The sequence below is a fragment of the Brevundimonas sp. FV2ps16 genome (assembly GCF_058681075.1).
Window position 1 is genome coordinate 447,570 of the sequence record NZ_CM178728.1, and the last position, 23,755, is coordinate 471,324.

The following is a 23,755-nucleotide window of genomic DNA, read 5'->3' on the forward strand; positions in this document are numbered from 1 at the left end:
GCTTGATTTCAGATGCGAAACTGAAGGCCTGCGTGGCCTGGTTCCGCATCCCTCCCGACATCTTCAGGTTCGTGCATGTCCTTCGTCACGCCATCTCGCCGCCGGCTGCTCCAAATCGCCGGAGCGGCGGTCCTGACACCCGGTCTGGCGGCGGCTCGGCGAAACCACGTGATCGGCCGCGTGCTCGCGGTCTCGGACATGCACTCGGCCTACGAAAGGACCAGCCGGCTGCTGGCGGCGTTCGAGCGCGAGGTGAAGTCTCAGGCCGTCCCCCATGTGATCGCGATCAACGGCGACATCTTCGAACACGGCAACGCTGTGTCTGTCCGTTCGGGCGGCGCCGTCGACTGGGCCTTCCTGGCCGAGACGGCCCAGCTCGCGCCCACCGTGGTCAACATGGGCAATCACGACAATGATCTGACGCCGGATCTGGCCGAGGTCGTGGCCCGGATGCGAAGCCTGGGCGTGCTGCTCGTCAGCAACATCGTCGATACAAGGACCGGGGCGACCTACGCCGCGGCGAGCACGACCGCCCCGTTCGGGTCACGCAGACTGCGGATCGTCGGCCTGGCGACCAATGCCTTGAACACCTATCCGCAGGCGTCGCGCGCGCAGCTGTCCATCCCGGCGCCGGGCGAATGGGCGAGCGCCCATCTGGCCGATCTGACGCAGGGCGCCGATCCGGTCCTGGTCCTGAGCCACGCCGGCGTCGTGGCCGATCGGACCATCCTGCCCCTGCTGCCGGACGGGGCGCTGATGATCGGCGGCCATGACCACCTGCTGTTCCAGCATAGCCAGGGGCGCAGCGCCTATGCGCACACCAGCTCCTGGACCAACGCCTACACAGTGGCGGACTTCCATGAAGACGGGTCGGTGACGGCCGAGTCTCGCGCGGTCATGGCCGACGCCCCGTCCTGGCCGCCGCTACAGGACCTGATCGACGCGACCCTCGCGGCCCATCTGACGGATGAGGACCGCGTGGTGCTGGGACGCCGGGCCCAGCCCCTGTCTTTGGGCGACACCGGCCGCCGCATCGCCGCCGGTTTCGCAGAGGCGGCCGGCGCCGACGCCGGCTTCATCGGCCACACCACTTTGGGAACAGGCGCGCCGGCCGGACCCGTCACCCGGCACATGTTCGGTTCCATCGTGCGGTTCGACGGCCGGCTAATGGCGGCCAATGTGTCGTTCGCCCAGTTGGACGCCTTCATGGCCCGCGCCAATCAGGATCGGCCGATTCCGCTGAACCAACGAACCGGCGACTTCCTCTACGGCGCGACCTCACGCCAACGGTCGGGCGACACAGGACGGGCCGGCGACACGTGCATCGTCACGACCGACTGGTGCGCCGCCAACCAGGCCGAATACTTCGGGACCACGACCCTCCGGTTCAAAGAAATCCCGGACCGCAGGGTCAAGGCGGTCGCCGCCTCGGCGCTTTTCGAGGCCTGAGGAAGGCTTGGAAGCAGGCGCGCTGTCGCAGGGGCCGGTTGACGTCACCAACCGCGCGGGGCTCGAGGATTTCGCCTGCAGCTGCTGACCCCTCGCCTAAGGCTTCAGGACCACCTTGGTCCATTCGTTCTGATTTTCCTTGAAGTTCTTGTAGCCTTCCGGCGCCTGTTCAAGCGGCAGGCGATGGCTGATCAGATCCGTGGTGTCGATCTTGCCGTCGAGCACCAGTTGCAGGAGTTGCGGCAGATAGCGCTGAACATGGGTCTGGCCCGTCTTCAACGTCAGCCCCTTCTCCATGAAGGCGCCCACGGGCCATTTGTCGGCGACCCCGCCATAGACGCCGGGAACCGAAACCGTGCCGCCCTTTCGCACCGCCATGATGGTCTCGCGCAATACATGCGGGCGATCCGTCCCGAGCCGGGTCTCCTGTTTGACCGCGTCGATGATGTTGTCCGGCGAGAAGCCATGGCTCTCCATGCCGACCGCATCGATACAGCTGTCAGGCCCCAGACCGGCGGTCATTTCCTGAAGGGCCTCGCGCACCTTCACCTCATGATAGTTGAGCACCTCGGCGCCATTGGCCTTTGCCAGGGCGAGACGGTTCGGATGGCGGTCGATGGCGATGACCCGGCCGGCCCCTTGCAGGATGGCGCTCTTGATCGCGAACAGGCCCACCGGGCCGCAACCCCAGATCGCCACCGTGTCGCCCGGCTGGATCTGCGCATTCTCGGCCGCCATCCAGCCGGTCGGATAGATGTCCGACAAAAACAGCACCTTCTCGTCTTCTATCCCGTCGGGGATCTTGATCGGCCCATAATCGGAATACGGCACGCGGGCGTACTCCGCCTGGCCTCCGGCAAACCCGCCCGTCAGGTGCGAATAGCCGAACAGGCCGGCGACGGGGTGACCATAGGCGATCTCGGTGGCGTCGGACTTGTCGGCGGGGTTTGAGTTGTCGCACGCCGCCGGTAGCGAACGCTCGCAGAAGAAGCATTGTCCGCAGGCGATGACGAAGGGCACCACCACCCGGTCGCCCTTTTTCAGGCTGGTGTTTCCCCGGCCCACTTCCACCACCTCGCCCATGAACTCGTGGCCCAGAATGTCGCCGTTCGACATGCCGGGGATCATGCTGTCGTAAAGGTGCAGGTCCGAGCCGCAGATGGCGGTGGCTGTGATCTTGATGATGGCGTCGCGCGGGTTGACGATCTGGGGATCAGGGACGGTGTCGACCTGAACATTGTGTTTGCCGTGCCAGGTGAGAGCTCGCATGGGCGGTTCCTTATCGAAGAATGGACTGGGATCAGAAGTGGCGTGACGCGCGCGGCGCGGCGTCCGGCGCTTTCGACGTCGAGATTTCGCCCGTCTCCATCAATTGTTTGAAGCGACGGAGTTCGCGCCGCGCCTGAACGCGGGGTTCGCGCTGCATGACCTTGGCCACGACCTTGCCGACAACGCCGGCGGGCGGATCATAGCTGATGAAGACCCTGACCTCCGTCCCGCGGCCGAAGGCGTTTTCGCGGAACTCGACCCATCCCTCGTGATCGATGTCGGACCCTTCGGTGGAGGTCCAGGCGATCCGCTCGCCGGGAACGTCGTCGGTGATATCAGACACCAGGTCGATGTCCGCCCCGGCCGGTCCTGCAATCGTCCACTGCGACCGTCGGTCCCCCAGCACTTCCACCGTCTTCACGTTTTCCATGAAAGCCGGCAGGTTTCTGAAGTCGCGCCAGAAGGCGTAGAGGTCCTGTTTTGGGCGATTGATCAGCACCGCCTGAAGGCTGGAGGCGTCATGGTCGCCTTCCCTTCGATCGCTGTCGATGAAGGCGGTGGAAGCGACATCGGCGTCGGTGGAAACTTCGCTATGAGACATGGGTTTGGCTCCGATCAGCTGAAACTCGTCAACCGCGCCGCACGCTCTTCGTTCCGTCGGCTTTTTGGTCGGAACAGCGCTCCGTTGCGGAGTTCTCCAGCCAATATCCGCGGAGACTCCATGACCGACGCCCTCGACCAGACCACCGCCGAAGCCGCTTGACCCCTGCCGTCGTCACCGGCGCCTCGTCGGGAATCGGCTTTGAATTAGCCAAGCTGCTCGCAGACGACGGCTACGATCTGGTGGTCGCGGCCGATACCCCCTGGTCGAAGCGATTCAGGTGCTGGAAGGCCTCGGCGGGCGGGTCGATCCGGTGCAGGCCGAACTCGCCTCGGAAGAGGCTTTGAGCCAAGCGACGCCGACGATCCGCTTCTAGGTCCGCTTTGAGACAGAGGAACGCAGATGCGGGCTTTTGCGCTGTGAGGTCAAACCCCAGGAGGATTCATGTCCGTCATCGACAAGGCGCTGGCCGCCATCACCCCGCAACCGTCTGAAGAGCATCGCCGCGAGGCGACCGAAAAAGCCAGGGCGGCCGCCCAGACCGGCGACTGGCTGTCACTCGCCCTGGACCACCACGAGCTCATTCGTTCCGCCTTTGCCGAAGGTCGAACCGCGAAATCGGCGGCGGACCGCACGGCGGCGATGCAGAACCTGGCGCTGGTCCTGAACGGTCATTCCCTCGCCGAAGAGCTCGTCCTCTATCCGGCCATGGCGCAGCACGGGCACAAGCTCCAGGCGGGCGCCGCCTATTCCGAGCAGACCACGGCCAAGATGCAGATGGCCGAACTGGAGAATATCGCGCCCTCCTCCGACGCCTGGCTCGACAAGTGGGCCCATATCGAGGGCGCGGTGCTGACCCACATGTTCGAGGAAGAGAACGGCTGGTTCCTGCACCTCAAGGAACATGGTGAGCATCAGGAGCGACTGACCGCTCGCTATACCGAAGAGTATCAGCGCTATGTCGACTAAGGTGGGCGTGGGGGCGGAAGCGAGCCGATCGGGCCTCGCCCAGGGCGGCCTCGGCGGACCGGAAGACCAGTTGCTGGAGGCGGGCCAGGAGGAGGTCTTCTCCCGCGCCGAGGTCGAGAGCGGGCGTATCGAACATCACGCCGACACCCAGACCAAGCCGTCGCCCGACGAAGTGGAGCCCTCATCGCCCAACGCCGACGTCGATGGACACGAGGACGCCCCCATGGACAAGGCGGGCTGACGGCATGGCGCAGGGTCTGAACGCCGATATTCCGGCCTCGGCAGTCCATCTCTGTGTTGATATGCAGAGGATGTTCGTCGAGGATACCGACTGGAAAACGCCCTGGGCTGAACGGGTTCTGCCGGTGATCGTTCGTCTGTGCGAACAACGGGCAGACCGCACCTGTTTCACCCGGTTCATCCCAGCCGCGCGACCCGGCGAAGGTCGGGGGACCTGGCGCAAATACTGGGATCGCTGGCCGTCGATGACCCTTGAAGCCTTGGGCGAGCCGATGGTGGACCTGGCCTCCGAGCTGCAGCGGTTCGCACCGCCGGGCTGGATCTTTGACAAGACCCTCTATTCGCCCTGGACCGGAACCGACCTGAACGCCGTACTGCGGCGCAGCGGCGTCGACACGCTGGTGGTCACGGGGGCGGAGACCGACGTCTGCGTGCTGGCGACTGTGCTGGGGGCCGTGGACCTAGGCTATCGCGTCGTGGTCGCGACCGATGCGCTGTGCAGTTCCTCGGACGAGGATCATGACGGCCTCATGGCGCTCTACCATCGCCGCTACGGCCAGCAGATCGAGACCGCCGAGGTCGAGGCCATCCTGTCGGCCTGGCGCTCCGCCTGAGGAGGAGGCCGTTCGCGGGCTAAACTAGACTTGGCCCAGCAGCCGGATCAACAGTCCGGCGAGAAGGGCCGCGCCCATGAGGGCCGCGATGAAGACGGACGAACCCCACGCAGAGGCCGGCGTGCGGTCCTCGACAGGCCGTGTCTGACGCCAAGCCAGCCTGATCCCGAGCGCCAAAAGCTCCGCATCCTCAACGATCGCCGTCGCCTCGGCCGCCTCGCGATCCTGCTGCTGATCGCCTTCGCCCCTCCTCTATGTGGGCGTCGGCGCCGCCGCCTTCTTCAGCACTCAGCCCCCGCCATTCTAGGCGCGGGGACTGAGGTCGTCCGAGCCGGAAACGTCCCAGCGACTAGAACGGGAAGAAGATCGGTATCGCCATCATGGCCGCGATCCAGGTCACCAGGTTCAACGGCAGACCCACGCGCACGAAATCCATGTAGCTATAGCCGCCCATGTTAAAGACCAGCACATTGGTCTGATAGCCGAAGGGGGTGGCGAAAGCGGCCGAGGCGGCCATCATGACGCAGACCAGGAAGGGCCGGGGATCGACGCCCAGGCTTTCCGCCAGGGCGACGGCGATGGGCGTGATGAGCACAGCGACGGTGGCGTTGGACAGAAGTTCGGTCGCAAACAGGGTCACGCCATAGAGCACGATCAACGCGCCCAGCGGCCCCATAGGCCGTATGATGTCGATCAGGCGGTCCGCGCCGGCCGAGGCCAGGCCGGTCACCTCTATGGCCGTGCCGACCACCACCATGCCGGCGATCAGCAACAGGATCTCGGGCCTCAGGCCGGCGTAGGCTTCTTCTGGCGTAATGACTCTCAGCAGGATCAACGTCACTGCGCCGGCGAAGGCCGAGGCGGCGATCGGCGCCCACCCCAGGGCGGCCGAAGCGATCACCAGCACGAATACGGCCAGCGAAATCATCGCCGGGCGTAGACGGAAGGGCCGGTCCGCCGCCCCATACAGATCGACATCGCCCAGGTGGGCGTCGCCCGAACCGTCCGACTGGTTTCGAGACTCCCCCAGACGCGGGAGGCCGAAGGGCAGAATGCGCTTATGCCGCCGAGCGGCGTCCGCCTCTTCCCGCCGACGCGCCTCGGCCATCTCGGCCAAGCGCGCCGTTTCGGCCTCATCCATGGCCACCGACCGCCCCAACTGGCGTGCGCCGACGAAGTAGAGCCACACCCCCCCGACGATCGCGAGGAACAGACCCACCGGCGTGATCTCGAACAGGCCGAACACCGGCTGGCCCGCGTTGCGCGCCATGTCATTGACCAGGAGGTTCGTCGAGGTGCCGATGAGCGTCAGCAACCCGCCCATCACGGTCACATGGCTCAACGGCATCAGGAAGCGCTTCGGCGAAAGTCTCAGGGATTGAGCCACGTCGCGGATCACCGGCGCGGCCAGCACCACGACGGGCGTATTGTTCAGGAAACCGCCGATAGCACCGCACAGACCGATGACGATCCATATTCCCCGCGCTCCGACGCGGGCCGCCAGCCGGGTCGCCTGACGGATCATCAAGCCCAGCAGCCCCGACAGTTCGATGGCGTAGGCGATGACGAACAGGCCGGCCAAGGCAATTACAGCCGGGCTGGCGAAGGCCCCCTGCACCTCGACAGGCCGGACCACGCCCAAAAGCAGAAGGACGGCGGCGCCGGTCAGGGCGACAACGTCGGCGCGTAGCTTGCCGTTGATCAGCACGCCGACCACGCCGACAAGCACCGCCAATGCGGCGATCTGATCGAAGGTCATGAACCCGTGCAGACCGCTCTCCATCGCTTTCGTCAACCTATTTCGAGTATCGTCCCCAAAACAGCCAGCTCCATGCTACAGTGGGTACATGCTCGAACCGATCGCGTCGCCTCGCCCGTCGGTCGTCGCGCTTGCGGCGTCCTTTCTGCTTTTCGGCCCCGTACTCACAGGCTGCCAAGGCGAGGAGTCCGCGCCCGAGCCTAAGCCTGCACCCGTTCAGACCCAGACGCCCATCGTCGCTGTCGGGCCGGCGCCGACGCTGGACCGCGCCGGACTGCTACAGGCTATGGACGTGGCCGCGTCTGCCTATGCGGCGGGCCGCGACGTCGGCGGGGCCAGTTTGGCTGGGCGACGGTTTGTGGTTCGTCAGGCCTTCGGATGTGGGGGGGCGACGCCGCCCCCCGGGGACAAGGCGACCGGCGACGGTCTCGCCGGCTGGTCCTGGGGAGAGCGGAGAAGGAGCCTCAAACTGAGCTTGGCGCCCGGCGACTGGACGGCGTCCCCCTTGGTCGCGGGCGGCGCCGAAACCTGGGAGAGCGTCGAGGGGTTCTGGTTGCCGCATCCCTGGCTGCGGGCGGACGGCTGCCCCGGGGCGCAGGGCGACCCCCTGGCCAGCGGACCGGCGGCGCCCTCGCCCCAAACGATGGGCCTGGCGGCCGTCTTCGAAGAAGACGGCCCCCGCACCGGACGCCGAAACGGCCGGGCCTATGATTTCATCGTGCGCGGCGAAGACGGGCAGCCGGCCGTTGCGCCGAGCAACGGCTACCGCCTGGTGCTGGAAGGCCGAATGGTGGCCTTCGCCGACGGCCGCGCCATCCGCTGCCGCGCCGCCAATCCCGATCAGCGTCCCGTCTGCATCGGCGCGGTTCAACTTGATCGCGTCGCCTTCGAGGACGCCGAAGGCAGGATGCTCAGCGAGTGGCGCGCCGGTTGACGTGCAAGTCTATCCTGGCCGAGTGGAATAACGGCATAGATCACGGATGAGCTTCCCTCGCTTCGGCGCGCCGTCACCTACGGGTGGCGCGGGTTCAATAGAGACGCTCTGGCGGAAGGCATTGAGCGGGCTGACAGCGCAAGAATCTTCTGCTCGATCCTGGCCCTGATCGGTCGCATCGCATTGCGTTCCGCCTCGGCGGAGGTGGGCGTGTCGCGGACCACCTCCACCCCAGCCGCGAGAGTCAGAAAAGGCGCCCTCCCTCCCTTGCTCCCTCTCCGCCCGAAGCTCTCCCGTGCACACTCCAGCGTCGGCGTTTCGACACAGTCTATTCAGCCCGCAGCTCGGTAGCCCAGCGGCGCGTCATCGCATTTGAGGAAGGTCTCGCTTATATAGCGACCCTACCGTCAGACCTGAGCCCGCACGTCACCAATCAACGTTTTGTTTTTACTGACCAATGACTGCAAATCAAGCGCGTAGACTGGCCGTGGCGCCGATGATGGACAGGCCGCATCGTTCATAAATTTCAAAGACTTGCGAGCCATCGTGTGCGAAATTTGCACACTAAAGTTCACGTTCTCTTCCCTTCTCACTCCGGTGAAATGATCCGAACTGGCCCGCTTCAACGCGCGGTCTCGCGCTCCAATGCGCCACGGATTGACCACCTTAGTTCCTGCGCTACGACAAGCTCCCAAGCGTAACCATCATGAGCGTTCGAATCGCTCCGGGCGCACCTATGTCAGGAGTTTCCTGGAGCTTCCCAGAGGCGCCGATTGTTTCCTGCAGGCGCCGAAAGCGGACGTCGCCAAAGGCGGTGAAGGGCGGGTAGGAGCCCTTGGCGTTCGACGTCCGCGCCATCCAGCATCAACCTTCCGGCGCTGCATTTCCACGCCGTGGCAGGAGGACCAAGTCCGCCGCTTCCTCAGCGTCGTTGAGCAGCGTCTTGCGCGGCGTGCCCATCTGCGCACGCATGGTCAGACCGCGCGACAGGTCGAGAACCTGGCTCGCACGCACCGCCACGGGAAAGTCGGACGGGATTTCCCCCGTGCTGATCCCGTCGCAGAAGCGGCGTTCCACGAGCGCTATGCCGCCAGCTATGGCGTTCTTCAGGAACTGCCTGACCTCAGCGTCGTCTACGAGGGGCGCGACGCACACCATTAGACATCCTGGGGCGGCTCCTTCCTGGGTCGCGCTTTCAACGGCGTGCCTGAGGAAGCCTACGAGCGAGTCGCGAAGCGTCGCCGGCGAAAAGAGCGCCTTCGCAGCGCGAGCGCCCTTCGCATCTGCGTACGCCCTGAGAGCGCGCAAGAATATCGTCCGCTTGTCCCCGAAGACGGAATACAGGCTTGGCCGTCCCACACCCATGCCCGCGACGAGATCGTCGATGGTCACGCCGTCATAACCCTTGGCGCGAAAGACCTCCGTCGCCTTTGTCAGCGCATCACCCTCGTCGAAGTTTCGCGGCCGCCCCCGCGATTTGGCCGCATTCTGAATCATTCAGTTCAAAAATCCTTGACCGTGACGAACCACGCCAATATATAACTGAACGGTTCATAATTAGCAAGTCCGCCCCCGAACCTCGCGCCCCCTAACCACGGAACCTACCATGGGACATTCGACTGCTCTCGTCACCGGCGCCACCTCTGGACTCGGTTTTACGGCAGCCCGCTTGCTCGCCGACGGGGGATGCCCGGAGATCGTAGTCACCGGACGCAGCCTGGCGCAGATCCGGGAAGCGGCCGATCAACTCAAAGCTAAGGCAAACATTGGCGCCTTCACGCCGCTGGAGCTGGATCTCAACGCGCCGGCCAGCGTTCAGTCCGCCCTCGCGGCGCTAGTCAAGCGTGGTCGGCCGATCGATTTCCTACTGCTCAATGCCGGGCTGGTTCCAGGTAAGGAGCGGGTGATGACTGCGGCGGGCGTCGAGGCTTCTGAAGCCCCGCTGATCGGCCATCATCAACTAACTGTCGGTTTGCTCCGCGCTAACCTGCTGAGCCCCAACGCGCGGATTGTTATCACCAGTGCGGAGCCTGCACGCGGGGGCGTACCCCTGTTCAAGTACACGGACGTGCCAGCCTTCGCGGCCAAGTACTTCCGGGGTGACCGTACCGTCGCTATTGAAGCCATGATACGCAGCGGGCCAAACGTGAAGTACGCGCCGCACAATGCGTATGCCGACGCGAAGCTCCTTATCGCTTGGTGGGTCGCGGCGCTGGCGCGCCGGCTACCACCCGGCATGGCCGTGTACGCCGTCTCGCCCGGCGCGTCGAACGCCACCAACGTGGCGCGAAACGCCGGCCCATTGTTGAAGTATCTGATGATTCCAATCACGAACCTCATTCCCGGAATGAATCAGACGCCGGAGACTGCGGCCGGTCGGTACCTCCAGGCGTCGGAGTTCGGAACCGATGTCTCAGGGCAATTCTTCGCCTCCGCTGCAGGGAAGTTCTCAGGCCCAATGGAGTTGCAGCGCCAGCCACACCTCCACGATCGCGCCAGCCAGGAAGCGACGTGGCAGGCCGTGGTCAAGGTCTCGGGCATCGACTTGCCTAGCCCGGACGCCTTAAGCGCGGTGTCCTGAAGGCGCGCGTCGCGGCAAAGGATCCCGGCGCCGCACCAGCCGGTGATTGCTGAGCTGGGCGGCTACGCGCTTAGTCTTTCGGTATTTCGAAGCAAACTGTCGGAAATGAGCCGGATCGCAGACTTCGCGGGCAAATAACATATTAAATAGTTAAAAAATATAGGCGCCAGCGACGCCGCAAGGAGAGCGCACATGGAACGGTACCAAGATAAGAAGGCAGTGATCATCGGCGGCACCAGCGGCATGGGGCTTGCGACAGCCAAGATGCTCCTCGACGGGGGCGCGCGGGTTCTTGCGACGGGTCTCTCGCAGGCCGGCGTGGAATCCGCGCTGAATGAGCTTGGGACGGGCGCCATCGTGGTTTCGAGCGATGTGCGATCGTTGACGGATATTGACGCCCTCGCCGCTCGGGTGAAGACCGAGTTCGACACGTTCGACCTGCTTTTCGTCAACGCCGGGTTCAGCATCCGCGCACCCCTGGAGAGCGTGACCGAGGCGGGCTACGACGAGATGTTCAACGTGAACGCCAAGGGTCCCTTTTTCACGATCCAGAAGCTGGCGCCGCTGATCAATCGGGGAGGCTCAGTCGTCCTCACCACCTCGATCGCGAACGTCAAGGGAATGTCCGGCAACGCCACCTACGCCGCCGCCAAGGCTGCGCTACGTTCCTTCGCTCGGGTGCTCTCCACTGACCTTCTTCCTCAGGGCATCCGGGTCAACGCGGTGTCGCCAGGCCCCACGGACACGCCGATCTTGAGCAAGATGGGCATGGACAAAGAAACGATCGCCAAAATGCAGGAGCAAATGAAAGGCATGGTTCCCATGAAGCGCTGGGGGACCCCGGAGGAAATCGCCAAGGCCGTCCTCTTCCTAGCGTTCGACGCGACCTTCACGACCGGCGCCGAGCTGCCTGTCGACGGCGGCTGGACACAGCTCTGAAATCGAACACCTGGCCGAACCTGATGGCCGACCTCGGGAAGCCTCTGATGACTCACCCAGCGCCTCATTCAGTCCTAAAGCAGGGGAAACTTCGCCGCGCCTTCGCGGTTGTCAGGGACTTCCTGAAAGCGCTGGAGTCCGGCAGCTCCGGCTATACGTTTGATCGCATCGAACGCTTGGAACGGGAGGTGGGACTACTGCTGGAGGAATCGCGGCAAAGCCGGGATCCGAGCGCAGCTCGCGCGTCAGCCTCGGTGAGCCGCCGCAACCCTCCCGCCATGTGGGATATGGCATCGCGCGGATGGTCGCAGATCAGCGTCGCGGAACCCGGTCGCCTCGCTTTCCTGTCCGGCCAGATCGCAGCGGCGCCGGGAATTAAAGAGGTCCCCGAGGACATTGCTGGCCAAGCAAAGCTTGCGACTGCCAGCCTCGCCGTCGCACTCAAGGACCTGGAGGTAACTTCGCAAGACATCGTCATGCTGCGTGTCTACGTCGTGAATGCGACCAGCGAATCGTTCGGGCAGGCCATAACCCCTCTTCGTGAACTACTCGGGCACGCGATGCCTAGTATCACCACGATTGGGGTCCAGGCGCTCTATACACCAGAAATGAGGGTCGAGATTGAAATGGTGGTGCGTCTCCCCTGAAGGGGGCATCACCCTGCTGATACTATATATCCTGTAAGAATGGCCGCTACCTTAGCCGCCGCAAGCCAGGAATCGCGCTCTAGAGGGCCAACGGCCACTCATAGTTCTCATGGGTGTCCGTATCAGCGCACCTATGTCAGTAGTTTCCTGGAGCTTCCCGGAGGCGCCGATTGTTTTGCCGCAGGCGCCTAAGGCGCACGTCGCCGAGGGCGGGGACTCTCCCAGCGCTGGGCTTGGCCGCTAGGTCTTCGAGAAGATCTCTTCAAACCAGCTGACGAATGCGCGCGCCTTCGCCGTCGGTAGCCTTCCAGTCGGGAAGAGGGCCCACAAATCTGCGTTGGGAAGCTTCCAATCGGTCAGCACCGGGACCACGCTCCCGCTCGCGAGTTCCGGGTCCATGACCCATCGCGAAGTGATCGCGAGGCCGAGGCCGGCGATCACCGCCTCACGAATGCCCTCGGCCGCGCTGAACGACAGCCGCGTGGGGATGCGAACGGACGTATCCTCTCCGGCGCGACGAAAGCGCCATTCCTCCGCGATCAGCCCCTGCGTGTAGACAAGCGCTGTGTGTTTGAGCAGTTCACCAGGACTGGAAGGAATGCCCATCCGCGCGAGGTACGTCGGGCTCGCAACGACAAATCGCTCGCAGGTGGCAAGTTTTCGTGCGGTCAGGCCTGAGTCTGAAAGCTCCCCCCCACGCAGCGCTACGTCGATATTCTCGCCCATCAAGTCGATGAAGCGATCGTCCAGGACGAAATCGACACGCAGATTGGGATGCCTCTCCAAGAATTCGCCGATCCTAGGAATGACGTGCAGTCTGGCGAATGTAACGGGCGCGCAAACGCGCAGCCGCCCGTCCAGCCCCTTGCCGAATCCGCGGGCGGCGGTCTCGGCCTCATCGGCCTCCGCAACAGTGCGGCGCGCCCGCTCGTAGAAGGCCTGGCCAGCTTCGGTCGGGTGAAGTTGGCGCGTCGAGCGGACCAGAAGCCGCACCTGAAGATGCTCCTCCAACGCCGCGACCAATTTCGACACATTGGGCTGGCCGATCCGCAAATCGCGCGCGGCGGCTGAGAAGGAGCCGGTCTCGACGACGCGGACAAAAACTTCCATCGCGTGCAATCGATCCATCGGGCGCCAACTATTCCATTTCTGAATAGGTGATATCGCCGCAACCACCCTGCTGCAATATTGCGGAATAAGTCATTTGAGCGTCACGCCAGCGATGATGCTGCGCTGCACAGGACAAGCTCGATGACTTTCCAGGAAACTTTCGCCAAGATCTTGCAATCCGATCTGCCGCTGCAAGGCAAGCTCGACGCGTTCAAGGTCGAATTCGATACCCGCCTGGCGCCCCCGGCGGCCGTCGAGGCCCTGCATCGCTCGGTGGACGAACTCATCGCATCGGGTGCGCCGGATCGCGCGCTGAAGGTCGGAGACGTGGCGCCGGCGTTCACGCTTCCCGACCCGGACGGCAATCCTGTTTCGTCCGAGGCGCTGCTGGCCAAAGGTCCCTTGGTGGCGACCTTCTATCGCGGCGTCTGGTGCCCGTACTGCAATTACGAGCTGACCGCGCTTGAGGCGGCCCGCCCACAGATAGAGGCGCGCGGCGCGAGCCTGGTGGCGATCTCCCAGCAATTGGCGCCTAACAGCCGCAAGTCGCAGCGGCAGAACGCGCTCAGCTTCCCAATCCTGGGCGACCATGGCGGCGAAGTGGCCGCGCAGTTCAACCTGCGCTGGACGCTGCCGGAGTATCTGCGCGTGGCCCACAGGACGCTCGGCGCCGACCTGCCGCAGTTCAACGGCGAGGACAGCTGGACCCTGCCGATGAGCGCGCGCTACGTCATCGCGCAGGACGGAACGATCGCCTATGCCGAGGTGAACGGCGATTATACCCGCCGCCCCGAGCCCTCCCTGATGTTCCCGGTCCTCGATCAGCTGGCGACTCAGCGCGCCGCCTGACTGCCCTTCACTGTCGCTCGATCCGCATTCCGGCGCCTTGGAGCGCCCAGGACAGGGGTCGGCGAAGCGAAATGCCGTCTGCGCGCCACCATCGTCCGATGCCGCTCCGGTACGGCGCGGCGCGGGTCCGCGCGCCGGTGGCAAGCAGACGCTCTCAAACGCGTAAGTCGAGATTTACGGCACGAAATTGAGCTGGCGATGAAGCCAGCTGAGTCCTGCGCGCGCAGCCGCGTGCGCATGTCAACCAAGGAGCAATGAAATGGCTAAGTTCGCATTCCTGATCGAGATGAGGGCCAAGCCTGGCAAAGAGGCCGAAGTCGAGGCGTTTCTCGCGAAAGAAGCATCGTTGGTAAAGGACGAGGCTGGAACCCTGACCTGGCACGGCTCGAAGGTCGAAGGGGAGCCGGGCGTCTATCGGGTGTTCGACACGTTCGTCGACGAGGCTGCTGGCGCAGCTCATATGAGCGGCCCTCCCGGACAGGAGTTCGTCGAGCGGGCAGACGATCTGTTCGTTGAGACCAAGGTCCTTCGCCTGCAGGTGATCGTCCACAAGTAAGGCCACACGTCGGCGCTTGATCGCCAATACCAACAAGCCTCCTGGGCGGCTTGGCGCGACGAATGCGCCAGCCGCCTAACCGCCCTCGGCAGGCATGATCTCCGGCGACTTAGCGGGTTTTCCTTTCGGCCAACATGGATGGTCATCGATGGCACCGGGAATGCGCTTCAAATCGCCAGCGCCCACTCATAGTTCTCACAGGCGTCCGTATCAGCGCACCACCGCCGGTGCTACGAGATGGTGCGCTGATGTTCGACGCAGATGCCGATCTCACGCCCTGAAGTGGACCTCCCGAAAGTCTGGGAGGCGTGGGACGCGGGCGTCACGCCCGACAACGCTCAAGGGCAGCTTCGCGCCAGAAGTGGTCATTCACTGTCGGCCGCAAACACGACATTCAGCGTTCGCTCTAAAGTCGGCTTTCCGGCCGACAGCCTAAGACGGTTCCCGACCCAAAGCGGACTTTGGCGATCTGTTCTATAAAGCGGAATGACTAGGTTCGATCAGATCCTCGACGAGGCTATAGCCGCCTGGCCGCCTAGGTTCGCGCTTCGGATAAGGCGGCTTCGAAGACGCGGCCACATTTTGCTCGGCTTGGTAGATTTGAGCGACGATGTTACGCGACTCATTGAAGGCAACCCGCGCGAAGTGCTCCTCACGAATATGCACTGGGCCATAGTGACAGCGGCTCACAGGTCGGCAGCTTCCTGGCCGCTACACACATTCACCATGCGTCCCGATGAGCTCAGGCGAGACTGGATAAGGGAGAAGTTTGAGGACGACCTCCGCTTTATACTCTCTATTGCAGATCGATGCGGCTGGACCCCTGACGATGTCGTCCTCGTCGAGAAATACTTCGCTGAGACCAAGACGAGGTAGGTCGGCTAACCACCCCTAGCGGGCATCGGGCGCGTCCGCTCTTCGCACCGGCAACCATCGCCGCCTTCGGCGCCAAAGCGCAGGGCCGAAATCGACCCAACGCGGCGGTTTAAGGGTTCGAGGGCCCCGCGCACACCCTGACTCAGTGGTGCGCGGGCGGCGGCGTGGGCGGCGCCAGCATGGGCATGGCGAACAGGCCGAACAGGAAGCCGCCGACGTGACCTTCCCACGCCACGGAGGGGCCGCCGCCCTTCGCCAGGTTGACGGCATAGAAGAATCCGACCGTCGCCAGATTGAGCCAGGCGACCAGCAACACCTCGTCGCGAATCCGCCGCGACCGCAGCGGGATCATACCGCCGTCGGGACCGATCCGGGCGACCGCGCCCCACAGGCCGAAGATCGCACCCGAGGCGCCGACCATCGGGAGCCCCTCCGGGTTGAGGGCCAGGTACAGTGCCGCCCCGGCGAGGGCCGAGCCCACAAAGAGTGCCGCGAACCGCCTCCAGCCGGTAGGCCCGAGTCCCAGCCGCACCATCGCTAGCGGCGTCAGCGGCAGCAGGACGCTGGCGTTCAACAGCAGATGGGTCAGCCCGCCATGCGAGACCACGTGCGTGGCCAGGGTGTACCAACGCCCCTCGGCAAGGGCCGGACCAGAGACGCCCCACGGCGCCGGGCCGCCGCCGGCCAGCTGGCCGGCGAACACGGCACCGCAGAGAGCGAGCAAGACAAGGGCGGGCACGCCGGCGGCGGAAAACAGCAGCTTCCAGGTACGGATGTCCCAGATCGGCGGGCCGGACCGCAACCGCCCCCGGCGGTCGCGCCGACGGGCGAACAGCGGCGGGCGATCAACGGCGGGCTGGTTCATGGCGGTCACTGTGGCGCAGGCCGGTGGGATTGGACAAGGGCAGCGTCCGCTTCCCATCTGTGGACGCCCCCCTTCAGCGCAAGAGTGAATCCGAGAGTTTCTGACACGTAGTCGGATGCTGCCATCTGTCCGGCCTTTACTGCGGCGGCGTACCGTCGCTGGCCTATATGGGAGTTCGCGGATCCGGTCCAAATCACCCAAAGCGTGCTCGAGGCACGGTGGAAAGCCCTGGTTTTCCTGATCCCGTCTCGCCGACTGTTGCGCCATATGCTCCTTCGCTCATCCTACGCTTCGACGTCTCGCGTTCGTGCTGGCTAGGCCTGCACGCCCGGAGCTCGGTAGACATCGCCCTTGGCCATGAGCGCCCAGACGATGCGGGCGTTCTTGTTGGCCAATGCGACGATGATCAGCATCTTCGGCTTTCGCGCCAGCATCTGGTCGAGCCATGACCCTGCCGGCGCGCCTCGGATGGCGGCCTGTTTTATGACGGCGCTGGCACCGATGGTCAGAAGCCGTCGAAGTGTTCGCTCGCCCATTTTGGTGATCGCGCCGAGCTTTTGCTGGCCACCGGTGGATCGCTGTCGCGGCGTGAGGCCCAGCCAGGCGGCGAAGTGACGGCCGCTCTTGAAGGCTTCGTGGGAGGGAGCGAGGGCGACCAGAGCCGTCGCCGTGATCGGACCGATCCCCGGGATGGTCATCAATCGACGTGCGACCGGATCATGCCTGGCGCGCGAGGCGATCTCCGCGTCGAGCACAGCGATCTGCTGGTCGAGCGTTCGCAAGGTCGAGACCAGAACCAGCAAAATGGTGCGCGCGGCGGGCGGAAGCGCTTCGGCCGGATCCTCCACGCGAGCGATCAGGCGCTCGACGTGCGGCACGCCCTTGGGAACGATCCAGCCGTACTCAGCCAAGTGACCGCGCAGGGCGTTGATCGTCTGGGTGTCTCTTCGGACGGCCGCCCCCGAAACAGCGCCAGCCTGGTCGATCCTCTTGTCGGATCGCCAGGCCCATCGCTCATATCCTGCATTCGACCGGGTGCTGATAAAGCCCTTCCTGCCCGCCGCCTTAGGGGAGCTTGCACTCGAGCTTTGCAGAGGCGGTGAAAGCCCTTCCGTCCCGGCCGCGGCCCCGAAAGTCGATCCGACATTCTCGGGACGGCGCGTCCTGCTCGTGGACGACAATGACGTCAACCTCATCGTCGCCACGGAACTGCTTCGCGATCTTGGCCTGGACGTGACCACGGCGCGTGACGGCCAAAAGGCTGTCACGGCTGCGCAAGACGGTGATTTCGACGTCATTCTCATGGACTGTCGGATGCCTGTGATGGACGGCTATGAGGCCACCCGAATCCTGAAATCCCGCATGGTCGAGGGCAGTCTTCGCCACACGCCGATTATCGCGCTGACGGCGAACGCCATGAAGGGGGACCGCGAAGATTGCCTCGCGGCGGGCATGGATGATTTTCTGGCCAAGCCGATCCGTAAACGTGACCTCGTCGCGGCGCTCGATCAGATATCGGATCTGTCCCGCCCGCCTTCGTCGTCACGAGAAGGCCCAGTCGCCACGATCCAGGCATCCGCAACACCCCGTGCGGCCACGCCCATTGAAACTACCCCGCCGCAAGTCAAACCGCTCGCGGCAGCCTCGCCGGTGCGCGTCCCGAAGGACGACACCCAGGCTGGACACAGGGACCAAGAAAACACCACCACGAGCCCCGAGCCTCGCAAGCCGATCCCGCTGTTCGACCCCGAGGCTTTTGCGCAAGCGCGGGCGACCGTGCGAGCTTTTGACACCTTGATTGACGTCTATCGCACAGACACGGCTGAGCACCTTCAGGCCCTGCAGAAGGCCCTGTCCTTGGGCGACCTTGGCGCAGCCGTTCTGCCTGCACACACGATTAAGAGCGGAAGTCGGATCTTGGGCGCCTCAGGACTGTCAGCGCTTGCCGAAGCCATCTCGCCCGCTTCCTGAGCGGCCTTGACCGTGTGCCCCGACACCGCGCCGATCTCGGCGGCGGCTGTCTGGCTGCGTTCGGCCAGTTTGCGCACTTCGGAGGCGACGACGGCGAAGCCCTTGCCGTGCTCCCCGGCGCGGGCGGCCTCGACCGCCGCGTTCAAGGCCAGCAGATCGGTCTGGCGGGCGATTTCCTGCACGATGCCGATCTTGTTGGCGATGGTGCGCATGGCATCCACCGCGCGGTTGACCGCCTCGCCGCTGGCCTCGGCGTCCTTGGAGGACTGGCGCGAGATCTTCTCGGTCTGGGCGGCGTTGTCGGCGTTCTGTTTGATGTTGGCGGCCATCTCCTCCATCGAGGCCGAGGCCTGTTCGGCGGCGGCCGCCTGTTCGGTCGCCCCCTGACTCATCTGCTCGGAAGAGGACGACAGTTCCTGGCTGCCGGAGGAGACATTGTCTGCCGCCGCCAGCGCGTCGCCGACCACGCCGCGCAGACGTTCGATCATACTGTTGAGATCACCCAGCATGTCGCCGATCTCATCCTTGCTGGTGATGGCCACCGTGCGGGTTAGGTCGCCCTCGGCGACGGAGCGGACGGCCTCGGACGCGCGTTGCAGGCCTTTGCGGACGATCAGGGTGAGGCCGACGCAGCCGACCACCGCGCCGATCAGGGCGACGCCCGCGGCGACGATCAGGCCGATACGCGCCTCCTCGAACACCGCCCTGGCGCCTTCTTCGGCCTGCCCCATCATCGCCTTGTCGGTAACGACGATAGCGCTGGCGGCTTGCTCGATCCCAGCTAGGCTGTCGCGCGCCTCGGTCATCATCACCGCCCGGGCGCCGGCGTTGTCGCCATCCAGGGCCAGCCGATGGATCTCTTCGCTGATCGGCTTGTACTCCGACCAGGCGCTCGCCAGCGCGACCCATTCAGCCTTGGCGTCTCCCGCTGCGGCGGCCTGGCCTTGCGCCAACAACGCCTCCAGCGCGACCCGGCCCTGACCGACTTCTTCAGAAAACTCCCGCACAGCCTCGGGATCTGTGGTCAGCAGCATGCCGCGTTCGCGTCTCACATAGCTGCTGAATTCAGTCTGAATGCTCTGAGCCCGGCTCAACTGTGCGGCCGGCCCGGCGACCACGTCATGGATCGCGGCGTGAAGCGACGACAGGTGACAGAGAGACACGCCGACCAACACGGCGATCGCCACGATCAACAACCCGAAGGTCACGATCAACTTGGCCTTGATGGTGAAACGCATGGCCTATCTCCCCGAGCAAACGATCAATGACGACCAGGCGCGAATTGAGGTGAGGCGGAATTCGGATTGAAGGACGCGAGTCGGCTACGGCCCAATCCGAAAGCCTCTCTGTTAGACGCACCCATCATCGCCTCAACCAATACGCAGGACCTGCCGCCCCACAACCGAAGATGAACATAACCGGGGGGGGCAGTTAAGCCGGCCTCAAGCGCGAAATAGGGAAAATAACCTAAGAGCTCCGCGTATTCCTATACACCTGACTTCATACGGCCCATGCCGCCGCAATCTTAGAGACCGCAACCTTAAGGTTCCACGGGTAAGAGCGCCGGATCATGACCGCCAGGCTTTCGCGCCACCTCAGCAAACGCCTCTCTTCACCGAAAATGGACCCCCGCCCCGTCACGCGTCCGCGCGGAGCCGAGTCCGCAAGCGCCGGGAGACCGGCGTCGCCTCGCGAGCGTCATAGTCATGCCCCGTCACGCCCGACGCGGCGGCGCGCGTCGCGCCGAGAAACGACCAGTCGGTCCGCTTGGCGAAGCCTGGGCGAAAGGCACGACGAAGCAGGTACGCCGCGATCCTCCTGGTCCCTGCTCGAACCCGGTCCACCATCCCGCTGGAGGGCGCGATCCCGCCCGACCTGCGGGCCCACGCCAGCGCGAACACCCATCAGCGCCCTGAACTCGTCGGCGCCCTTTCGTCGGCGGCGCGGCGCTTGGCGTCGTAAACCCCCGGCAGGGCTGACGTGGTCGGGGCCATGCCACGCGCCCAAGGATTGCACGATCCGCGCGCCGCGCAGATAGTCGCCGAGCGGGCCTCGACGCGCCTTCAGGCCGACCGCGCCCGCCTTGCCGATGTCCGCCGACAGGAGAGGGAATGACCGTCGAACAGTTGATCGCCGTCCTGTCGCGCCTCCCGCCTCAGCTTCGCGTCATCATGCCGGGCGAGATTTTCGAGTTCGAGGACGTCCACGCCGCCTTCGTCGATCTCGTCTGGTTCGATGGCCAGGCGTGGCGACTGACCGACGAGCGACAGGCGGATCGGACCGAGGTCGTGCGACTCTTCGGACCGGACGCGCCCTGAACCCCGGTCCCGGCGACACGGCCTCGCCGCCTGCACCACAACCCGCCCTGAGCAGGCGGAAATCGCCGTCCCCCTCGCAGGACGCAGATCGGAGCCAGCAGACCGGGATCGCCTGATCCGCTTTGTGGATCGTGGCGGTTCGCCTGAACGGTCGTCTTCCCCAACGGCGGTCGCGCGCCGCCTTCGCCGCCCCGGTCCCGGAGAGCCGCGTCCTGCGGTCCCGATCATCGCGCGGCAGGCGGTCTGTTGCACACGCGCGTCTGGTCGCCCCCCTGCGTCAACCGTCGCCTGCGCAGATGAAGGCTCCAAGCCCCGCCTTGTCCGCCTCTCTCGGGCGGCCCGATCACGCCGCGCGCGGCCTCTCCTGGCTTGATCTGTCCAATCGTCCCCCGGTCTTCGCAACCATCGACGCCGACTTTCTTCCCCGGCCTTTCGGCCTCCTCGCGAGACAAGAAAGACGTCGCCTCCCGGTCCTCCGCCAAGGCTTCGGGCCCCGTTGCGCCTGCGGCTGCGGGGCTGCGGACCGGCGTCCGCTCGGCCTGCCGATCGCCATCGAGGCCGCGGCTGGCGCGGCCCGATCCGCAAAAGGAGAGACGAACATGGCGACCATTGGAACCTTCACCCGCACCGACGACGCCTACGCGGGCGCCATCAAGACCCTGAGCCTGAATGTCCGCGCCGCGTAGTCCGACCACATGACGCGGAAGATCTCTTCCTGCCGCATGGCCGTGGCGATGGCGAAGCGGATCACCCGGCCCATCGGAATGATCTGGCGCGAATTACCCTCGAAATGTTCAATCAACCGCGCCAACTCCTCCTCAGTCGGTCGACGATCACGTTCGACGCCTTTGCCGACCAATCCGAGGCGTTTGAGCGCTAGGCGCGCCATGTTCACCGGCTCTGCCGAGACCGTCAGCCCATGCACGGCGATCGCGTGGGTGATGACCAGTTTGATGGCGCCGATGTCGATGCTCAGCGTCATCGGCCCGGCCCCCTCCTTCGCACGCTCTTTGCCGAAGTCGATGAACAACTGCCGATCAAGTTGTCCTAAGGTCTTCCGCCCCAGGCGAGCCTTGAGCATCTTCAGCGTCGCCGCCTTTGAGCGGCGCGGAGCCTTGCCGACCGATTTCATGTCGTCGATGTGCAGGTCGATGAGCTCGCCGAAGGACTTGATCCGCGCAACCTGAGAGTCTCGAGGTGTCTCCCCTCGATCAATCTGCCGCTCAGCATCGACCGCCCAAGCCTTGGCGTCTTCGTGCCTCACGAAGGTCTCGCTCACAGCCTGTCCCTTACGCCTCACTTGGACGCGCCACCGGCCGGACTTTTGTTTGCGGATGGAGGCCATGATTTGGGTACAAAAAGGGTGCAGTGAGATGTCGTAGAGGGGCGAAAACCGTCGAAAATGCGCGTAGAAGCGTCGGCGAACATCGTCTGCCAACCGCCTGAAAATACAGAAATAATGTCGATAAATCAAGCGCGTAGACTGGCCGTTGCGCCTATGATGGACTGGACGGATCGGCATTGCCGCGCCTTCCATCGGGCCCTGACGACGCGCGCCTTGCTCTATACGGAGATGGTGACGGCGCCGGCCGTACTGCACGGAGACCGGGATCGTCTGCTGGGGTTCGACGCCGTCGAACATCCGGTCGCCCTACAGTTGGGCGGGTCCAATCCGGCGGAACTGGCCCAGGCGGCCAGGGTCGGGGCGGCCTATGGCTATGACGAAATCAATCTGAACGTGGGCTGCCCGTCGGACAGGGTCCAGTCCGGCAAGTTCGGCGCCTGTCTGATGCGCGAGCCGGAACTGGTGGCCGACTGTATGGCGGCGATCAAGGACGCCGTCACCGTTCCCGCCACCGTCAAATGCCGGATCGGCGTCGACGATCAGGATGCGGCGACCAGTCTGTTCACCACGGTGGACGCCTGCGCCGCCGTCGGGATCGAGGTCTTCATCGTCCATGCCCGCAAGGCCTGGCTGCAAGGCCTGTCTCCCAAGGAAAACCGCGACGTGCCGCCGCTGGATTACGACTTGGTGCGCCGGCTCAAGCGCGAGCGACCGCACCTGAACATCTCGATCAACGGCGGGATCGCTGATCTGGACGAGGCCGAGGGCCATCTTGCGCAAGACGCGGACGGCGTTCGGCTGGACGGCGTCATGCTGGGTCGCGCCGCCTATCATGAGCCGGCCCTGTTGGGTCTGGCGGACCGGCGCCTGTACGGGGCTGAGACGGCGGATGTGGACGCCTTCTCCGCGCTGGAGCGCTATCGTCCCTATGTGGCCGCCCGTCTGGACGAGGGGGTGCGCCTGCCGGCCATCACCCGCCACATGCTGGGCCTGATGCACGGCCGCCCCGGGGCGCGGGCGTTCCGCCGCATCCTGACGGTCGAGGCGATCCGACCCGACGCCGGGCTGGAGGTGTTGGATCGCGCCGCCGACGCCGTGCGAGAGGCAGAGGCGCGTCGCGAAGACGCAGCCTAGGCTGGCGCTCAAAGAGCTTGATAGATTCAGTCGCTTAGCGCCAACCTCACAGGCTGGCAGAGCCGCAGGGCGCGGCACGCCCCTTTCTGGCCACAAGTTAACGCGACAAAACCGGCGCCGGCGGCGTTGGGAGCCGGTGCTGTCATGAGCAAATCGGATGATCGGCGCTTCCGCTGCCTTCGCCATTCTGTGGGCCGCCGTGTCTTCGCTTTCGAGCGAACCGGTCCCTTACAATGTCGCCGTTGCGGCGGATGAAGCCAGGGTTGAAACCCCGGCGCCCGAGATCGGTTCCACCGACGCCTCGTCCGACCTCGCCCCGAGCCTTAGCCCAGAACAGGCCGAACTGATGGTCGGCGATCCGGACTGGCGCGCCTCCGCGCGCCTCTATCATGCCGGCGGCGGCGGTGCGACGGGCAATGATTCCCTGGGTTGCCGTCCGATCGCGATGCGCACGGTCGCGGTCGATCCCCGCGTCATTCCCCGCCGTACCAAGCTGTTTATCCGCGAGACGGTCGGTTTGCGTCTGGCCGACGGCTCGATCCACGACGGCTACTGGTATGCGTCCGACACAGGCGGCGCGATCAAGGGCCAGAAGATCGACCTTTATACCGGGCACGGACGCGGCTCCATGGCCCAGGCCCGTCGCCTGAACATGCAGACCCTGACCATTGCCGACGCCGGTCGGTTTGACGGCTGCCCGCCCGCCTGGGAAAACGCCTCCAACTGATT

General features: G+C 64.9%; 22 protein-coding genes and 2 pseudogenes. 15 read left to right on the forward strand and 9 right to left on the reverse strand.

Annotated features, from left to right (window positions below; translation table 11 throughout):
* The first annotated feature begins 75 nt into the window (after window positions 1-75).
* Window positions 76-1,449, forward strand: a complete 1,374-nt coding sequence (locus ACW170_RS02070; protein ID WP_492088056.1) for a metallophosphoesterase — start codon at window positions 76-78, stop codon at window positions 1,447-1,449.
* A gap of 96 nt (window positions 1,450-1,545) precedes the next feature.
* Here ACW170_RS02070 and ACW170_RS02075 read toward each other — a convergent pair whose 3' ends face one another.
* Both ACW170_RS02075 and ACW170_RS02080 read right to left on the reverse strand, forming a co-directional pair.
* On the reverse strand, window positions 1,546-2,718 hold the full coding sequence (locus ACW170_RS02075) for a zinc-dependent alcohol dehydrogenase (protein ID WP_492027304.1): 1,173 nt from the start codon (window positions 2,716-2,718) through the stop codon (window positions 1,546-1,548).
* Window positions 2,719-2,749: 31 nt separating this feature from the next.
* Window positions 2,750-3,319 (reverse strand): SRPBCC family protein, encoded by a 570-nt coding sequence (locus ACW170_RS02080; protein ID WP_492088057.1) that lies wholly within the window; start codon window positions 3,317-3,319, stop codon window positions 2,750-2,752.
* Window positions 3,320-3,763: 444 nt separating this feature from the next.
* Between ACW170_RS02080 and ACW170_RS02085 the strand changes: the two genes are divergently transcribed.
* The 3 genes from ACW170_RS02085 to ACW170_RS02095 are packed head-to-tail and all read left to right on the forward strand — an operon-like array spanning window position 3,764 to window position 5,142.
* Window positions 3,764-4,288, forward strand: coding sequence for a hemerythrin domain-containing protein (locus ACW170_RS02085; RefSeq protein WP_492088058.1), 525 nt, complete (start codon window positions 3,764-3,766; stop codon window positions 4,286-4,288).
* Window positions 4,278-4,529, forward strand: coding sequence for a hypothetical protein (locus ACW170_RS02090; RefSeq protein WP_492088059.1), 252 nt, complete (start codon window positions 4,278-4,280; stop codon window positions 4,527-4,529). Before ACW170_RS02085 ends, ACW170_RS02090 begins: the two co-directional genes overlap by 11 nt.
* A gap of 4 nt (window positions 4,530-4,533) precedes the next feature.
* Window positions 4,534-5,142 carry a cysteine hydrolase family protein gene (locus ACW170_RS02095; RefSeq protein ID WP_492088060.1) on the forward strand — a complete coding sequence of 203 codons (609 nt, stop codon included), beginning with the start codon at window positions 4,534-4,536 and terminating at the stop codon, window positions 5,140-5,142.
* A 349-nt stretch (window positions 5,143-5,491) separates the two neighbouring features.
* On the opposite strand, the gene ACW170_RS02100 is transcribed toward ACW170_RS02095, so the two are convergent.
* Entirely contained in the window at window positions 5,492-6,901 is a 1,410-nt protein-coding gene (locus tag ACW170_RS02100; RefSeq protein ID WP_492089124.1) for an SLC13 family permease, read from the reverse strand.
* 88 nt (window positions 6,902-6,989) lie between these two features.
* Here ACW170_RS02100 and ACW170_RS02105 point away from each other — a divergent pair, with 88 nt between their 5' ends.
* Window positions 6,990-7,835, forward strand: a complete 846-nt coding sequence (locus tag ACW170_RS02105) for a hypothetical protein (protein ID WP_492088061.1) — start codon at window positions 6,990-6,992, stop codon at window positions 7,833-7,835.
* An 864-nt stretch (window positions 7,836-8,699) separates the two neighbouring features.
* Here ACW170_RS02105 and ACW170_RS02110 read toward each other — a convergent pair.
* Entirely contained in the window at window positions 8,700-9,332 is a 633-nt protein-coding gene (locus ACW170_RS02110) for a TetR/AcrR family transcriptional regulator (RefSeq protein WP_492088062.1), read from the reverse strand.
* Between the two features lie 109 nt (window positions 9,333-9,441).
* Between ACW170_RS02110 and ACW170_RS02115 the strand changes: the two genes are divergently transcribed.
* From ACW170_RS02115 to ACW170_RS02125, 3 genes are all read left to right on the forward strand, one after another.
* Window positions 9,442-10,416, forward strand: a complete 975-nt coding sequence (locus ACW170_RS02115; protein WP_492088063.1) for an SDR family NAD(P)-dependent oxidoreductase — start codon at window positions 9,442-9,444, stop codon at window positions 10,414-10,416.
* A gap of 192 nt (window positions 10,417-10,608) precedes the next feature.
* Entirely contained in the window at window positions 10,609-11,355 is a 747-nt protein-coding gene (locus ACW170_RS02120) for an SDR family oxidoreductase (RefSeq protein ID WP_492088064.1), read from the forward strand.
* A gap of 23 nt (window positions 11,356-11,378) precedes the next feature.
* Window positions 11,379-12,002 (forward strand): RidA family protein, encoded by a 624-nt coding sequence (locus ACW170_RS02125; RefSeq protein WP_492088065.1) that lies wholly within the window; start codon window positions 11,379-11,381, stop codon window positions 12,000-12,002.
* Window positions 12,003-12,242: 240 nt separating this feature from the next.
* Here the strand turns inward: ACW170_RS02125 and ACW170_RS02130 are convergent, their stop codons facing one another.
* Window positions 12,243-13,112 carry a LysR family transcriptional regulator gene (locus tag ACW170_RS02130; RefSeq protein WP_492088066.1) on the reverse strand — a complete coding sequence of 290 codons (870 nt, stop codon included), beginning with the start codon at window positions 13,110-13,112 and terminating at the stop codon, window positions 12,243-12,245.
* A gap of 141 nt (window positions 13,113-13,253) precedes the next feature.
* Here ACW170_RS02130 and ACW170_RS02135 point away from each other — a divergent pair, with 141 nt between their 5' ends.
* The 3 genes from ACW170_RS02135 (at window position 13,254) to ACW170_RS02145 (ending at window position 15,393) form a co-directional block, all read left to right on the forward strand.
* Window positions 13,254-13,961, forward strand: coding sequence for a peroxiredoxin-like family protein (locus tag ACW170_RS02135; RefSeq protein WP_492088067.1), 708 nt, complete (start codon window positions 13,254-13,256; stop codon window positions 13,959-13,961).
* A 259-nt stretch (window positions 13,962-14,220) separates the two neighbouring features.
* Complete coding sequence (locus tag ACW170_RS02140) at window positions 14,221-14,517, forward strand: putative quinol monooxygenase (RefSeq protein ID WP_492088068.1); 297 nt, start codon at window positions 14,221-14,223, stop codon at window positions 14,515-14,517.
* 486 nt (window positions 14,518-15,003) lie between these two features.
* Window positions 15,004-15,393 (forward strand): hypothetical protein, encoded by a 390-nt coding sequence (locus ACW170_RS02145; protein ID WP_492088069.1) that lies wholly within the window; start codon window positions 15,004-15,006, stop codon window positions 15,391-15,393.
* Between the two features lie 142 nt (window positions 15,394-15,535).
* On the opposite strand, the gene ACW170_RS02150 is transcribed toward ACW170_RS02145, so the two are convergent.
* Window positions 15,536-16,258 carry a rhomboid family intramembrane serine protease gene (locus tag ACW170_RS02150; protein ID WP_492088070.1) on the reverse strand — a complete coding sequence of 241 codons (723 nt, stop codon included), beginning with the start codon at window positions 16,256-16,258 and terminating at the stop codon, window positions 15,536-15,538.
* A 314-nt stretch (window positions 16,259-16,572) separates the two neighbouring features.
* A pseudogene (locus tag ACW170_RS02155) lies at window positions 16,573-17,211 on the reverse strand (IS110 family RNA-guided transposase); the annotation flags it as partial.
* A 217-nt stretch (window positions 17,212-17,428) separates the two neighbouring features.
* On the opposite strand from ACW170_RS02155, the pseudogene ACW170_RS02160 reads away from it, so the two are divergent.
* Window positions 17,429-18,154, forward strand: a pseudogene (locus ACW170_RS02160) (response regulator); the annotation flags it as partial.
* Here ACW170_RS02160 and ACW170_RS02165 read toward each other — a convergent pair.
* On the reverse strand, window positions 18,091-19,467 hold the full coding sequence (locus tag ACW170_RS02165) for a methyl-accepting chemotaxis protein (RefSeq protein ID WP_492088071.1): 1,377 nt from the start codon (window positions 19,465-19,467) through the stop codon (window positions 18,091-18,093). The pseudogene ACW170_RS02160 and the gene ACW170_RS02165 overlap by 64 nt on opposite strands.
* An 873-nt stretch (window positions 19,468-20,340) precedes the next feature.
* On the opposite strand from ACW170_RS02165, the gene ACW170_RS02170 reads away from it, so the two are divergent.
* On the forward strand, window positions 20,341-20,547 hold the full coding sequence (locus ACW170_RS02170; protein WP_201100159.1) for a hypothetical protein: 207 nt from the start codon (window positions 20,341-20,343) through the stop codon (window positions 20,545-20,547).
* Window positions 20,548-21,184: 637 nt separating this feature from the next.
* Here the strand turns inward: ACW170_RS02170 and ACW170_RS02175 are convergent.
* A complete protein-coding gene (locus ACW170_RS02175) occupies window positions 21,185-21,826 on the reverse strand; it encodes a site-specific integrase (RefSeq protein WP_492088072.1) in 642 nt (213 codons plus the stop codon).
* A 219-nt stretch (window positions 21,827-22,045) separates the two neighbouring features.
* Here ACW170_RS02175 and dusA point away from each other — a divergent pair, with 219 nt between their 5' ends.
* Window positions 22,046-23,026, forward strand: coding sequence for a tRNA dihydrouridine(20/20a) synthase DusA (dusA, locus tag ACW170_RS02180; RefSeq protein WP_492088073.1), 981 nt, complete (start codon window positions 22,046-22,048; stop codon window positions 23,024-23,026).
* Between the two features lie 157 nt (window positions 23,027-23,183).
* A complete protein-coding gene (locus tag ACW170_RS02185) occupies window positions 23,184-23,753 on the forward strand; it encodes a 3D domain-containing protein (protein WP_492088074.1) in 570 nt (189 codons plus the stop codon).
* Window positions 23,754-23,755: the final 2 nt, after the last annotated feature.